This window comes from Nicoliella spurrieriana, from assembly GCF_023380205.1.
In the GTDB taxonomy this organism is placed as follows: domain Bacteria; phylum Bacillota; class Bacilli; order Lactobacillales; family Lactobacillaceae; genus Nicoliella; species Nicoliella spurrieriana.
In genome coordinates this window covers 1,535,531-1,550,224 of sequence record NZ_CP093361.1, presented here as the reverse complement: position 1 = coordinate 1,550,224, position 14,694 = coordinate 1,535,531, and the positions used below count along the sequence as shown (strand labels likewise).

The 14,694-nt window shown below is 42.4% G+C and carries 8 protein-coding genes, 10 tRNA genes, 3 rRNA genes, 1 pseudogene and 1 riboswitch; of the genes and pseudogenes, 21 read left to right on the top strand and 1 reads right to left on the bottom strand.

What is annotated here, in order from left to right; all coding sequences use genetic code 11:
• The first annotated feature begins 159 nt into the window (after positions 1-159).
• The 6 genes and pseudogenes from MOO44_RS07850 (at position 160) to MOO44_RS07825 (ending at position 5,641) form a co-directional block, all read left to right on the top strand.
• Entirely contained in the window at positions 160-1,524 is a 1,365-nt protein-coding gene (locus MOO44_RS07850; protein ID WP_260116568.1) for an amino acid permease, read from the top strand.
• A gap of 90 nt (positions 1,525-1,614) precedes the next feature.
• Positions 1,615-2,224, top strand: a pseudogene (locus tag MOO44_RS07845) (metallophosphatase).
• A gap of 5 nt (positions 2,225-2,229) precedes the next feature.
• Positions 2,230-3,630, top strand: a complete 1,401-nt coding sequence (locus MOO44_RS07840; RefSeq protein ID WP_260116567.1) for a bifunctional metallophosphatase/5'-nucleotidase — start codon at positions 2,230-2,232, stop codon at positions 3,628-3,630.
• Positions 3,631-3,644: 14 nt separating this feature from the next.
• Positions 3,645-4,220: a YutD family protein gene (locus tag MOO44_RS07835; RefSeq protein ID WP_260116566.1), complete on the top strand. Its 576-nt coding sequence runs from the start codon at positions 3,645-3,647 to the stop codon at positions 4,218-4,220.
• A 19-nt stretch (positions 4,221-4,239) separates the two neighbouring features.
• Complete coding sequence (locus tag MOO44_RS07830) at positions 4,240-5,019, top strand: TIGR01457 family HAD-type hydrolase (RefSeq protein WP_260116565.1); 780 nt, start codon at positions 4,240-4,242, stop codon at positions 5,017-5,019.
• Positions 5,012-5,641 (top strand): TIGR01906 family membrane protein, encoded by a 630-nt coding sequence (locus MOO44_RS07825; RefSeq protein WP_260116564.1) that lies wholly within the window; start codon positions 5,012-5,014, stop codon positions 5,639-5,641. Before MOO44_RS07830 ends, MOO44_RS07825 begins: the two co-directional genes overlap by 8 nt.
• Positions 5,642-5,667: 26 nt before the next feature.
• On the opposite strand, the gene MOO44_RS07820 is transcribed toward MOO44_RS07825, so the two are convergent.
• Positions 5,668-6,306, bottom strand: a complete 639-nt coding sequence (locus MOO44_RS07820; protein WP_260116563.1) for a VTT domain-containing protein — start codon at positions 6,304-6,306, stop codon at positions 5,668-5,670.
• A 175-nt stretch (positions 6,307-6,481) separates the two neighbouring features.
• Between MOO44_RS07820 and MOO44_RS07815 the strand changes: the two genes are divergently transcribed.
• The 15 genes from MOO44_RS07815 (at position 6,482) to metK (ending at position 14,652) form a co-directional block, all read left to right on the top strand.
• Entirely contained in the window at positions 6,482-7,072 is a 591-nt protein-coding gene (locus MOO44_RS07815; protein ID WP_260116562.1) for a peptidylprolyl isomerase, read from the top strand.
• 300 nt (positions 7,073-7,372) lie between these two features.
• Positions 7,373-8,948 (top strand): 16S ribosomal RNA (locus MOO44_RS07810).
• 219 nt (positions 8,949-9,167) lie between these two features.
• Positions 9,168-12,082, top strand: a 23S ribosomal RNA gene (locus tag MOO44_RS07805).
• 72 nt (positions 12,083-12,154) lie between these two features.
• Positions 12,155-12,271 (top strand): 5S ribosomal RNA (gene rrf / locus MOO44_RS07800).
• Together the 16S, 23S and 5S rRNA genes with 10 tRNA genes alongside form the textbook arrangement of a ribosomal RNA operon.
• Positions 12,272-12,277: 6 nt before the next feature.
• Positions 12,278-12,350, top strand: a tRNA-Asn gene (locus MOO44_RS07795).
• Positions 12,351-12,355: 5 nt separating this feature from the next.
• Positions 12,356-12,446 (top strand) — tRNA-Ser (locus tag MOO44_RS07790).
• Positions 12,447-12,459: 13 nt separating this feature from the next.
• Positions 12,460-12,531: transfer RNA gene (locus tag MOO44_RS07785), tRNA-Glu, on the top strand.
• Between the two features lie 43 nt (positions 12,532-12,574).
• Positions 12,575-12,648 (top strand) — tRNA-Asp (locus MOO44_RS07780).
• Positions 12,649-12,692: 44 nt separating this feature from the next.
• Positions 12,693-12,765, top strand: a tRNA-Phe gene (locus tag MOO44_RS07775).
• 5 nt (positions 12,766-12,770) lie between these two features.
• Positions 12,771-12,853, top strand: a tRNA-Tyr gene (locus tag MOO44_RS07770).
• A 6-nt stretch (positions 12,854-12,859) separates the two neighbouring features.
• Positions 12,860-12,930 (top strand) — tRNA-Trp (locus MOO44_RS07765).
• 14 nt (positions 12,931-12,944) lie between these two features.
• Positions 12,945-13,017, top strand: a tRNA-His gene (locus MOO44_RS07760).
• Between the two features lie 68 nt (positions 13,018-13,085).
• Positions 13,086-13,156 (top strand) — tRNA-Cys (locus MOO44_RS07755).
• Between the two features lie 9 nt (positions 13,157-13,165).
• A tRNA-Leu gene (locus MOO44_RS07750) sits at positions 13,166-13,250 on the top strand.
• A gap of 125 nt (positions 13,251-13,375) precedes the next feature.
• Positions 13,376-13,458: riboswitch (SMK box riboswitch) on the top strand.
• The gene (metK, locus tag MOO44_RS07745) at positions 13,459-14,652 is read left to right on the top strand and encodes a methionine adenosyltransferase (protein WP_260116561.1); all 1,194 of its coding nucleotides are present in this window, start codon (positions 13,459-13,461) and stop codon (positions 14,650-14,652) included.
• Positions 14,653-14,694 lie beyond the last annotated feature (42 nt).

Here is a 14,694-nt window from a genome sequence, read left to right as displayed (position 1 = left end):
TTTCAACTAAAAATGAATTATTTTCATTTAAAATATTATAAAGTGAATTTTAATTGATATAACGATACTTACACTCGTTTACTGATTTTTAAATTGTGGGCCACTACTATGGAAAGTTCCTAATTCTATGTATAATGTGCTCATTAAGGGGTGTGAATAATGGGACAAAATGATGAACAAATGTCCAAGGAATTAAAGGAGCGCCACGTCCAGTTAATTGCGCTCGGGGGAACGATTGGAACCGGATTGTTTTTAGGAGCCGGGCAGTCGATTCACTTTGCTGGACCATCAATTTTACTTGCATACATAATTGCAGGAATTGCTTGTTTCTTCCTAATGCGTGCGTTGGGGGAACTACTGATGTCTAATCCGGATAGTACTTCATACATTGATTTTATTGATAAGTATCTGGGAGCCAGGTGGGGATTTATTGCCGGTTGGACCTATTGGATCTCATGGATCGCCATTGCAATGGCAGAAATCACTGCTGCAGGGTTATATATGAAATTTTGGTTCCCATCGTTACCGCAATGGTTACCAGCACTACTGATTTTGATCATTTTATTCTTTTTGAATTCAATCACGGTCTCGGCATTCGGAGAAACTGAGTTTTGGTTCGCAATTATCAAGGTAGTTGCCATCATTGCATTGATTGTAGTCGGAGTGGTATTGCTATTAATGCACTATCAAACTTCAGTGGGGCCCGTTAGTTTGAATAACTTAACCAATGGAAAGTTTTTTGCTAACGGTGCGAAGGGCTTTTTCCTATCATTTCAAATGGTTATCTTTAGTTTCGTTGGAATTGAGATGATTGGGATGACCGCATCTGAAACTAAAGATCCCGAAAAAGTGATTCCAAAGAGTATTAATTCGGTGCCGACCAGAATCTTGCTATTCTACATTGGATCGCTTTTAGCATTAATGGTGATCTATCCTTGGAATGATATCAGTCAGGATTCCAGCCCGTTCGTACAGGTATTTAAAAACATTGGAATTACCTCTGCTGCAGCCATTATTAACTTTGTGGTATTGACTGCTGCAGCATCAGCATGTAATAGTGCGATCTTTACGACCGGTCGAATGCTTTACTCACTAACTGGTCGTGAATCCAATCAATTTAGCAAACGGATGCACCGTCTATCTAAAAATAAGGTGCCTAGTAACGCAATCTTAGCGTCTACCTTGGTGATTGCAATTGCTGTAATCTTGAACATTGTAATTCCTAAGGGGGTTTTCACGTTTATTGCTAGTGTGGCTACGACTTGTTTTATATTTATCTGGGGTGCGATTGTGATTACCCACATTAAGTACCGCAAACAAGTGAAAGCTAGTGGTCGTGAATCTGAATTAGAATTTAAAACACCGTTGTTTCCAGCTTCAGATTACTTTGTATTAGCGTTCTTAGGGATGGTTGCCATTGTCCTACTATTTGAATTCGATACATTAGTTGCATTGATTGGTTCAATCGGATGGTTAATTGTAATTTACATTGTTTATGAACTTGGTCGCAAGCGAAATAACTAACCTCAAAAACTACTTTCTAAAACTAGAAAGTAGTTTTTTTTGATAAAGATGAAAATGATGTAATATAATGATTAGTACGAAGGTGATTAGATGAAATATTTTACTTCAGATACCCATTTCTTCCATAAGGATCTTTTAGGGATGAATAGCTTTGCACCACGGCCGTTTAAGGATGTTGATGAAATGAATCAAACCATCATTGATAACTGGAACGCACGGGTTAAGCCCACCGATGTAGTTTATCATCTTGGTGATATTGCACTTTACTTCATCAAACCGGCTAAGGAGGCCTACCGGCAAATTCTGGAAGTGTTAAATCAGTTAAATGGGAATTTAATTTTGATCAAGGGTAATCATGATAGTCGTGATTTCTTTAAGTTTTTGGAGAAGAATAACTATCAAGTGAATGGCAAACCCAAATTTCAATTTAATGATGTGGGGGGTCCTACTTAAATTCGACCATCGTCAATACTACTTAACGCATTATCCGATGATGTTAGGAATTGTCCACCAAATCATTAATTTACACGGGCACATTCATCATTATTCAGTCCCAATCAAGGAAAACATTAACGTGGGAATTGATAGTCCAGAATTAGATTACTTAGATGGTAATTTACCGTTTGGCACCCCCCTTTCCGAGGCGGAGATTGAAACGATAATTGAAGGAAAGGCAATTGACTTTGCTAAACGGCACTAGAAGGGATGGTTATTGTGACAGAGAAATTAGCAATTTTACACACAAATGATATGCATTCACATTTTGAAAATTGGCCTAAGATTAGACGCTATATTAATAATCAACGGGCTAAATTAGAGGCTGATGGATACCAAGTCTTCGTTTTTGATATTGGCGATGCCGTTGATCGAGCCCATCCATTGACTGAGGCCACTAATGGACAAGCGAACGTCCGATTAATGAACGAAGTCAAATACGATGCGGTTACGATTGGAAACAATGAGGGGTTGACAAATACCCATTCACAAATGGAACATCTTTATGACGATGCTAATTTTGATGTAGTATTGGGTAATCTCAAAGAACTAACAACGGGTGAACAACCAAAATGGGCCCAGCCAACGAAGCAAATTACGACCAAAATGGGGACCCGGATAATGATGATGGGGTTCACAGCTCCATACATATTAACCTACCCGCTTGTGGGCTGGAATCCGATTAATGATCAATTAGCGATTCCCAAGTTACTCAAACAGCACCGTGGTGAATACGATGTATTATTCATGTTATCCCATTTAGGAATCGGGTCTGACCGTGCCAATGCAGCTAAATATCCTGAATTCGATGTTATTTTTGGTTCCCATACCCATCATTTATTGGAAAATGGTGAGTTAGATAATAATGTCCTTTTGACCGGGTGTCAAAAATGGGGACACTATGTTGGGACGACCAAGTTAACCCTTAATGATAATCATCAAGTGATTAATAAATCAGAATCAGTTGTTAAGACTGCGGATTTACCAGCACTAGCAGGTGATCAAGCCGAAATCGATGGTTATGAATCGGAAGGCGAAGCCCTCCTAGCTAGCCGCAAGGTTGCTAAAATTGACCATCGAATGACAAAGGACTGGATTAACGGTGGTGAATTAACTCAAATTGGGTTGTCAGCAATGAAACAAAAGGCTGGAACCAAGGCTGCAGTAATCAATGCCGGGCTCTTTTTAACTGATCTACCAGCTGGGCCGATTGATAAAAATCAAATTCATAAATTATTGCCACACTCGATGCACGTAATGAAAACGACCTTAAATGGTTACAATCTGTGGCGGTTGGTTAGAGAAATTGAAAAAAACAAGCGGTTCTTAAGTCGATTTCCACAAAAGGGAATGGGTTTTCGTGGTGAAATTTTTGGTAAAATAGAAACAGCGGGAATTGAATACGATGCTAAAACTGACGTTGTAAAATTTGATGGACAGGTGGTTAAGAATGAAGAGTGGTATGAAATAGCATTATTGGATCACTACTTGTTTATTCCATTTTTTCCAACGGTTGCAATTGCTGGCAAAAATCATATGTACTATGATCAACCACTACGCGATGTCTTTAGCGATTACTTAGCAAAACAATTTCCCCTGATTAATAAATAGAACGGAGGAGTAGTGTGGATCGAAATGAGATTGAAGAGGCTTACGAAGCAAAGCGGGCCCAAAGAAAGCCACTAGCCCAGATTAATCAAACGGACGAAACTAGTTTTAAAATTAATGGATATCAATACCAGTTGGTCGCAAACGAGGGGGAAGCATTTGACCTTGAAGCTTTACGTGCAGCCTATAACACCATTTTTAGCAAGTATGATTATATTTTGGGAGACATTGGCTATGGGCAATTGCGGTTGACCGGATTTTATGCTGATGACAAAAACGTTAACCCAGCGACTAGAATTGGTGCAGTGGGGGACTTTTTAGTTGAATACTGTAACTTTGGGGCCCCTTATTTTATCCTGCATAATTTAGAGGCCAAGCCGGTAAAGCCAGTTCGACGCAAAACAAATCGAACTGGGCGCGCAGTCACTAACAAACGGAGTCGCTCTCGAAAAAATAATCGGGCGAAGAATGCCTTTGTGGAAGAAAAAATCACCAGAAGGAAACCACCGATTGCCAAACGGAACGCAACCGTGATTACCGAGTCCAAGGGAACGGGAAAGCGCCACTTCAAGATTAGACAAAAGCAAAAATAAAGGGGAATTGATTTAATTTATGAAACATTATCAGGGCTATTTTATTGATCTAGATGGAACCATCTACGCGGGGAAAAAACGCATTCCAGCAGCAAAGCGCTTCATAGAAAGATTGCAAGCTGCTAACGTGCCCTTTTTATTCGTAACTAATAACACGACCAAACTACCTAATGATGTGGTCGCTAACTTAGCTAATAATCATGATATTCACGTTAATGAGTCTAATGTCTATACGGCTGGGTTAGCGACTGCTGACTTCATGAATGATGATGCGGATGCTGACCATCGAAGGGCATATGTTATTGGTGAAACCGGGCTGGTGGATGCATTAACAAACCGTGGATTTGAAATCACTTCTGATAACCCAGACTATGTGGTAGTGGGTCTGGATACTGAGGTAACCTACGAAAAGTTTTGCATCGCAACGCTTGCAATTCAACACGGTGCGAAGTTCATTGGGACCAACCCCGATACTAATATTCCAAATGAACGGGGGATGTTACCAGGTGCTGGTTCGTTAGTTGATTTAGTTAGATATGCAACCCAGGTGGAGCCAACACTAATTGGAAAGCCTAAGGCCGTTATTTTAGCCAACGCACTTAAAATCATTGGTTTGAATAAGGACCAGGTGGTAATGGTCGGTGATAATTACATGACTGATATTTCTGCTGGAATTAACTTTGGCATTGACACGCTGTTAGTTTATACGGGAGTATCTACTAAGGAACAAATTGCACAAAAGCAGATTAAACCCACTTGGCAAATTGATTCACTTGATGAATGGCAAGTAGATGATTAGTAGTTGGCGTGATTATCTGCTTTGCTTTTGGTTGGAACTATTGATTTTAAGTCTATCGATTGGATTCGTGATTAATTTTACTCCGTTATATTGGCTAGATATTCACTGGATGCACCTGGTTCGTTCGACTGGGGTAAATGCAAATGCAATTATGGATGATTACTTAAGGATTATAAATTATCTCCAGAATCCATTTAATGATCGATTGCAATTTCAATCTTTTAAGTCATCACTCGATGGACTGCAGCATTTTAAAGATGTTAAGAATCTGATTTTATTCAACCATGCGTTTACGTTATTTTCAGGATTGATTTTGACGTTGCCACTGATTCGATTATTTAAACAAAGACAGGGTTGGCGATTGTTAGTTCCGCTTAGGGTGATAATGATATTGATGGCATCGTTAGTCACCATGGCTTTAGTGAATTTTCAAAAAAGCTTTATTTGGTTTAATCAAATCTTGTTCAGGAATCAGGATTGGATTTTTAATCCGAATGTTGATCCCATTATTAAGGCATTGCCTGAGGCCTTTTTTATTCAATCCTTCACCGTGGTTGTAATGTTAGTAATGATTATGAACGGACTATTGTTCTGGCTTAGTAAACGGAATTTAAATAACTAAAAAAGCTACCGCAACAGGTAGCTTTTTTAGTTATTTATTTTTTCTCTAATTAGGCCAACGATTGCCGGAATTAATGAAACTAAAATAATTCCAATGATTACCGCTGAAAAATGTGCTTGGATGAATGGAATGTTTCCGAAAAAGAATCCGGCTCCACAACAGATAAATACCCATGTAAAGCAAGCTGGCACGTTATGGGTGAAGAACTGTTTATAACTCATCTTTCCGGTGGCGGCTACAAACGGAATTAGCGTTCGGATGATTGGCATGAATCTGGCAAGAAAGATGGCTGCTGCACCATGCTTATTAAAAAACTGGTTAGTTTTTTCAATGTGTTCTGGCTTAATGATTCTTTGTACCCATTTTGCTTCCAGTAACCGGCTGCCCACTTTTTTACCGATTAAGAAATTAACTGAATCACCGGTAATTGATGCGATCAAAAAGATAATGATGAATATCCAGATATTTAATGAATAACTAGCGTTAGCTGATAGGGCTGCTGCCGCAAATAACAGCGAGTCCCCAGGAAGGAATGGTAGGATTACTGCTCCGGTTTCAACTAGAATGACTAAGAATAAAATTAAGTAGGTCCAATCACCAAATGTATTGACGATGTTAATAATGTGTTTATCAATATTCAATGTAAAATCGATTAGTTGTGTCAAAATGTTCGCCCCTCATAAATTGTTAAGTTCATTTTATCAGAAAAGGATTGATGAAATTTGATTTTGATAATCAATTTATAAAAAAATAAAGGGATACCAATTGATTTTATCTTTTAAACCATGGATAATGGTTATTAGATTGTCAACGGATTGTTTAATAATTAGGAGGACTAATATGATTAAGTACCCACAATTAGAAACTGATAAGGAAAATGGCCCCTATGCAACCATCGTAACTGATAAGGGCGATATTAAAATTAAACTTTTTCCAGATCAAGCACCTAATACTGTTAAAAACTTTATTGAATTAGCTAATGCTAATTATTACGATCATTGTAATTTTCATCGTGTTATTAATGACTTTATGATTCAAACTGGTGATCCTACCGGCACTGGTAATGGTGGCGAAAGCATTTGGCACCATCCATTTGAGGATGAATTTTCTGATCAACTGTATAATTTGCGTGGTGCTGTTTCAATGGCGAATGCTGGTCCCAATACCAATGGAAGTCAATTCTTTATTGTTCAAAATAAAAAAACCAATCCTGAAATATTAAACCAGCTAAAAGAAGCTAATTTTCCTAGCGAAATTATTACTGCTTATAAACAGCTTGGTGGGACTCCATGGCTTGATTTTAGACATACTGTTTTTGGTCAAGTGGTTAGCGGGATGAATGTAGTGGATCAGATTGCTACAGTTCCAGTTGATGCTGCTGATAGTCCCAGGGATGACGTTTTAATTAATCAAATTAAAATTTCTGAATAAAAAGGTTGACTTAAATCGTCAATCTTGGTAAGATATTTTTTGTTGTCATTTAAGACATTCGCAGTTAGTTATCACTAATTAAAAAAGTGTTGACATTAATTGCTTGATTGTGATAGTATTAAATAGTTAATTTCAAATTAAATATTTGTTACTAACTGGTAGATCTTTGAAAACTGAACAAAATTATGACAAAAATGTGTAAGGAACTTCATATTTAATTATGAAGTACAAAAAACTTATGCGAAGTCAATTCGCTTTAAAGTAACAAATTAAGAAGAGCTAACGTTAAGCTTTTCATCATAAGATGAGAGTTTGATCCTGGCTCAGGACGAACGTTGGCGGCGTGCCTAATACATGCAAGTCGAACGAACTTCCGTTAATGATAGTTGATGCTTGCATTAACTTGACTTAACATCGAAGTGAGTGGCGAACTGGTGAGTAACACGTAGGTAACTTGCCCTAAAGCGGGGGATAACATTTGGAAACAAGTGCTAATACCGCATAACAACAAAAGCCGCATGGCTTTTGTTTAAAAGATGCGTTTGCATCACTTTAGGATGGACCTGCGGCGTATTAGCTTGTTGGTGGGGTAATGGCCTACCAAGGCAATGATACGTAGCCGACCTGAGAGGGTAATCGGCCACAATGGGACTGAGACACGGCCCATACTCCTACGGGAGGCAGCAGTAGGGAATCTTCCACAATGGACGCAAGTCTGATGGAGCAACGCCGCGTGAGTGAAGAAGGGTTTCGGCTCGTAAAACTCTGTTGTTAAAGAAGAACGGGTGTGATAGGAAATGATCACATCGTGACGGTATTTAACCAGAAAGTCACGGCTAACTACGTGCCAGCAGCCGCGGTAATACGTAGGTGGCAAACGTTGTCCGGATTTATTGGGCGTAAAGCGAGCGCAGGCGGTTTTTTAAGTCTGATGTGAAAGCCTTCGGCTTAACCGAAGAAGTGCATCGGAAACTGGGAAACTTGAGTGCAGAAGAGGACAGTGGAACTCCATGTGTAGCGGTGAAATGCGTAGATATATGGAAGAACACCAGTGGCGAAGGCGGCTGTCTGGTCTGTAACTGACGCTGAGGCTCGAAAGCATGGGTAGCAAACAGGATTAGATACCCTGGTAGTCCATGCCGTAAACGATGAATGCTAGGTGTTAGAGGGTTTCCGCCCTTTAGTGCCGCAGCTAACGCATTAAGCATTCCGCCTGGGGAGTACGACCGCAAGGTTGAAACTCAAAGGAATTGACGGGGACCCGCACAAGTGGTGGAGCATGTGGTTTAATTCGATGCTACGCGAAGAACCTTACCAGGCCTTGACATCTCCTGCAAAGCTAAGAGATTAGCCGTTCCCTTCGGGGACAGGATGACAGGTGGTGCATGGTTGTCGTCAGCTCGTGTCGTGAGATGTTGGGTTAAGTCCCGCAACGAGCGCAACCCCTATTATTAGTTGCCAGCATTCAGTTGGGCACTCTAGTGAGACTGCCGGTGACAAACCGGAGGAAGGTGGGGACGACGTCAAATCATCATGCCCCTTATGGCCTGGGCTACACACGTGCTACAATGGACGGTACAACGAGTCGCGAAACCGCGAGGTCAAGCTAATCTCTTAAAGCCGTTCTCAGTTCGGATTGCAGGCTGCAACTCGCCTGCATGAAGTTGGAATCACTAGTAATCGTGGATCAGCATGCCACGGTGAATACGTTCCCGGGTCTTGTACACACCGCCCGTCACACCATGAGAGTTAGTAATACCCAAAGTCGGTGCAGTAACCTCTTTTGAGGAGCAAGCCGCCTAAGGTAGGACTGATGATTAGGGTGAAGTCGTAACAAGGTAGCCGTAGGAGAACCTGCGGCTGGATCACCTCCTTTCTAAGGAATAATTCGGAACCTTGCACAGTCATAGTTTTGTTTAGTTTTGAGAGGTCTACTCTCAAACTTGGTTCTTTGAAAACTAGATAATATTTTAATTTTTCCAAATTATTGAATTGTATTAAATACAATTTCAACCGAGAACACCGCGTTATTTTGAGTTTTTTAAATAGTTTATTCGTATTTACTCAATTAACCAAATACCACTTCGTGGTAATAGGTTAAGTTATTAAGGGCGCATGGTGGATGCCTTGGTACTAGGAGCCGATGAAGGACGGGACTAACGCCGATATGCTTCGGGGAGCTGTACGTAAGCTTTGATCCGGAGATTTCCGAATGGGGAAACCCAATAATCTTGATCGATTATTATTTGATGACGAATTCATACTCATCAAAAGGCAGACGTGGGGAACTGAAACATCTAAGTACCCACAGGAAGAGAAAGAAAATTCGATTCCCTCAGTAGCGGCGAGCGAACGGGGAACAGCCCAAACCATCGAGTTTACTCGGTGGGGTTGTAGGACTGAACATTTGAGTTACCAAAGAATTAGATAGTCGAAAGATCTGGGAAGTTCTGCGACACAAGGTGATAGCCCTGTAGACGAAATCTAATTCCCTCAGTTCAGGATCCTGAGTACGGCAATACACGTGAAACATTGCCGGAATCCGGGAGGACCATCTCCCAAGGCTAAATACTCCCTAGTGACCGATAGTGAACCAGTACCGTGAGGGAAAGGTGAAAAGCACCCCGGAAGGGGAGTGAAATAGTTCCTGAAACCATGTGCCTACAAGCAGTTAGAGCCCGTTAATGGGTGATAGCGTGCCTCTTGCAGAATGAACCGGCGAGTTATGATAACATGCAAGGTTAAGATGAAAAGTCGGAGCCGTAGCGAAAGCGAGTCTGAATAGGGCGTTCGAGTATGTTGTGATAGACCCGAAACCAGGTGATCTACCCATGTCCAGGCTGAAAGTGTGGTAAAACACACCGGAGGGCCGAACCCGTGTACGTTGAAAAGTGCTGGGATGAGGTGTGGGTAGCGGTGAAATTCCAAACGAACTTGGAGATAGCTGGTTCTCTCCGAAATAGCTTTAGGGTTAGCCTTGGAGTTTAGAATCATGGAGGTAGAGCACTGTTTGGATGAGGGGCCCGTCTTGGGTTACTGAATTCAGATAAACTCCGAATGCCATTGATTTATATCCAGGAGTCAGACGATGAGTGATAAGATCCACCGTCGAAAGGGGAACAGCCCAGACCACCAATTAAGGTCCCTAAATATATGCTGAGTGGAAAAGGATGTGGAGTTGCATAGACAACTAGGATGTTGGCTCAGAAGCAGCCACCATTTAAAGAGTGCGTAATAGCTCACTAGTCGAGTGATCCTGCGCCGAAAATTTACCGGGGCTAAGCATATTACCGAGATTGTGGACGTAACTTTGTTACGTGATAGGAGAGCGTTCTAAGGGCAATGAAGTCAGACCGTAAGGACTGGTGGAGCGCTTAGAAGTGAGAATGCCGGTATGAGTAGCGAAAGATCAGTGAGAATCTGATCCACCATATGACTAAGGTTTCCTGGGGAAGGCTCGTCCTCCCAGGGTTAGTCGGGACCTAAGCCGAGGCCGAGAGGCGTAGGCGATGGATAACAGGTTGAGATTCCTGTACTAGTTAACTATGTTTGACCGATGGAAGGACGTAGGAGGCTAAACGAAGCATTCTGTTGGATATGAATGTTCAAGCACTAAGTCAGGGGTTGAGTCAAATGCTTAATCCCGGGTTGACAAGGTGTGATGAGGACCGAAATTTAGTAGGGAAGTCGTTGACGTCACACTACCGAGAAAAGTTTCTAGTTAGTAGTTAACTACCCGTACCGCAAACCGACACAGGTAGTCGAGGAGAGTATCCTAAGGTGAGCGAGTGAACTCTCGTTAAGGAACTCGGCAAAATGACCCCGTAACTTCGGGAGAAGGGGTGCTGCACTATGTGCAGCCGCAGTGAAAAAGCTCAGGCGACTGTTTATCAAAAACACAGGTTTCTGCAAAATCGTAAGATGAAGTATAGGGGCTGACGCCTGCCCGGTGCTGGAAGGTTAAGTGGATGAGTTAGCTTCGGCGAAGCCCAGAAACGAAGCCCCAGTAAACGGCGGCCGTAACTATAACGGTCCTAAGGTAGCGAAATTCCTTGTCGGGTAAGTTCCGACCCGCACGAAAGGCGTAACGATCTGAGCACTGTCTCAACGAGAGACTCGGTGAAATTGAGATACCTGTGAAGAAGCAGGTTACCCGCGACAGGACGGAAAGACCCCATGGAGCTTTACTGTAACTTGATATTGGGTGTTTGTATAGCTTGTACAGGATAGGTAGGAGCCATAGAAGTCGGGACGCTAGTCTCGATGGAGGCATTGGTGGGATACTACCCTCGCTGTATGAACACTCTAACCCGCACCACTAATCGTGGTGGGAGACAGTGTCTGGTTGGCAGTTTGACTGGGGCGGTCGCCTCCCAAACAGTAACGGAGGCGCCCAAAGGTTCCCTCAGAATGGTTGGAAATCATTCGACGAGTGTAAAGGCAGAAGGGAGCTTGACTGCGAGACCTACAGGTCGAGCAGGGACGAAAGTCGGGCTTAGTGATCCGGTGGTACCGTATGGAAGGGCCATCGCTCAACGGATAAAAGCTACCCTGGGGATAACAGGCTTATCTCCCCCAAGAGTTCACATCGACGGGGAGGTTTGGCACCTCGATGTCGGCTCATCGCATCCTGGGGCTGTAGTTGGTCCCAAGGGTTGGGCTGTTCGCCCATTAAAGCGGTACGCGAGCTGGGTTCAGAACGTCGTGAGACAGTTCGGTCCCTATCCGTCGCGGGCGTAGGAAATTTGAGAGGAGCTGCTCTTAGTACGAGAGGACCGGAGTGGACATACCGCTGGTGTACCAGTTGTGCCGCCAGGCGCATCGCTGGGTAGCTATGTATGGATGAGATAAACGCTGAAAGCATCTAAGTGTGAAACCCACCTCGAGATGAGATTTCCCATTCCTTTATGGAAGTAAGACCCCTGAAAGATGATCAGGTAGATAGGCTAGAAGTGGAAGTGCAGTGATGCATGGAGCGGACTAGTACTAATTGGTTGAGGACTTAACCAAGTAAGGTTGTTCTCACGGAAAAATAAAATATTATCTAGTTTTGAGAGAACGAAGTTCTCACAGTTAAATTTGTGTGGTGATGATGGCCGAAAGGATACACCTGTTCCCATGCCGAACACAGTAGTTAAGCTTTCGCACGCCAAAAGTAGTTGGGGGATCGCCCCCTGCGAGGATAGGACGTTGCCACGCAATTATTCCGGCATAGCTCAGTTGGTAGAGCACCTGACTGTTAATCAGGTTGTCGACGGTTCGAGCCCGCCTGCCGGAGTTTTTGGAGAGTTGTCCGAGAGGCCGAAGGAGCATCATTGGAAATGATGTAAACGGGTTAAAGCCTGTTTCGAGGGTTCGAATCCCTCACTCTCCATAATATTATTTATGACCCGTTGGTCAAGTGGTTAAGACACTGCCCTTTCACGGCAGTAACATGGGTTCGAATCCCGTACGGGTCATTGGTAATACTAAATTACTGATGATTATTATAATTATAAAGATGGTCCGTTGGTCCAGTTGGTTATGACGCCGCCCTGTCACGGCGGAGATCACGAGTTCGAGTCTCGTACGGACCGTTTTTGATTAATTCAAAATTAAATATTCACCCTAGCAATTTTTTGGCTCGGTAGCTCAGTTGGTAGAGCAACGGATTGAAGCTCCGTGTGTCGGCAGTTCGATTCTGTCCCGCGCCATTTACGGAGGGGTAGCGAAGTCTGGCTAAACGCGGCGGACTGTAAATCCGCTCCTTCGGGTTCGGTGGTTCGAATCCACTCCCCTCCATATTTTAGGGATATAGTTCAAAGGCAGAATACCGGTCTCCAAAACCGTTGATGTGGGTTCGATTCCTACTATCCCTGTTTTTAATGCTATGGCGGTATTGGTGAAGTGGTTAACACATCGGTTTGTGGATCCGACACGCGTGGGTTCGATTCCCACATACCGCCCTTAGGTCAAAGTAATTTGGCCAACTGGCTTATCCCATGTTAATAACTTTCATTAAATAGTTTGAGATGGCGGTATAGCCAAGTGGTAAGGCAGAGGTCTGCAAAACCTTTATCACCGGTTCAAATCCGGTTACCGCCTTTATGTTTTGCCGGAGTGGCGGAATTGGCAGACGCGCTGGACTCAAAATCCAGTGATCGTTTAGATCGTGTGGGTTCGAACCCCACCTCCGGTATCGTGTAAAAGAGACATCAATTTAATTGATGTCTCTTTTTTGTGTTTTGATATTGATTAGTTGATTAAATTTAATGTAATTAGTGAATCATCACTTTTATTCCAATTATATTTGTGATACTCTGATATAGTTATGAGTCTATTCCCGATAGGATTCACTTTTGTGAAGCTGCCTTGTAACCAAAATATTTAGGGGGAATTATTATATTATGAGAGAGAAACATTTATTTACCTCGGAATCCGTTTCCGAAGGCCATCCAGATAAAATTGCAGATCAAATTAGTGATGCAATTTTAGATGCAATGTTGACCAAGGATCCCGACGCCCGGGTTGCTTGTGAAACTTCAGTTACGACTGGATTAGTGTTAGTATTTGGTGAAATTTCTACCACTGCGTACGTTAATATCCAAAAGGTGGTTAGAGATACCATCAGACGGATTGGGTATACAAACAGCTCGTTAGGTTTTGATGCTGATACCTGTGCTGTAATGGTGGCAATTGACGAACAATCACCAGATATTGCCCAAGGGGTTGATGACGCTCTTGAAAGTCGTGAAGGCTCAGATGAAGATGTCTTAAGTAAGATTGGAGCGGGTGATCAGGGAATTATGTTTGGGTATGCAATTGATGAAACACCCGAATTGATGCCCTTACCAATTTCACTTAGTCATAAATTAATGCGTAAGACTGCTGAACTGCGAAAAAATGGTACGATTTCATACCTCAGACCTGATGCTAAGGCCGAAGTAACAGTTGAATATGATGATAATGACAAGCCACTGCGGGTTGATACCGTTGTAATTAGTACCCAACACAGTCCCGAAGTTAGCTTAGATCAAATTAGAACCGATATTATCTCTAAGGTGGTTAAGGCTGTAATCCCGGAATCACTATTAGATGACAAGACTAAGTATTTTATCAATCCTACCGGTCGGTTCGTAATTGGGGGTCCCCAAGGAGATGCTGGATTAACCGGTCGAAAGGTAATTGTTGATACTTATGGAGGTGCCGCTCACCATGGTGGTGGTGCATTTTCTGGTAAGGATGCGACTAAGGTGGACCGCTCCGCTAGTTATGCAGCTAGATACATTGCTAAAAACATTGTTGCAGCTGGATTAGCTCACAAAGTTGAAATTCAATTAGCCTATGCAATTGGGGTTGCTGAACCAGTATCAATTTCAATTGATACTTATGGCACCAGTGATATTTCGGAAGCTGACTTAACTGCGGCGGTCAGAAAGACCTTTGATTTGAGACCCGCTGGAATTATTAAAATGCTTGATTTAAAACGACCAATTTATGAACCCACTGCAGCTTATGGCCATTTTGGCCGGACCGATGTGGACCTACCATGGGAACATACCGATAAGGTTGCTGAATTAAAAAAGTTATTAAATAAATAGTTAATATAAAACCACCTGGTTTAGTTTAAATTAGGTTGGTTT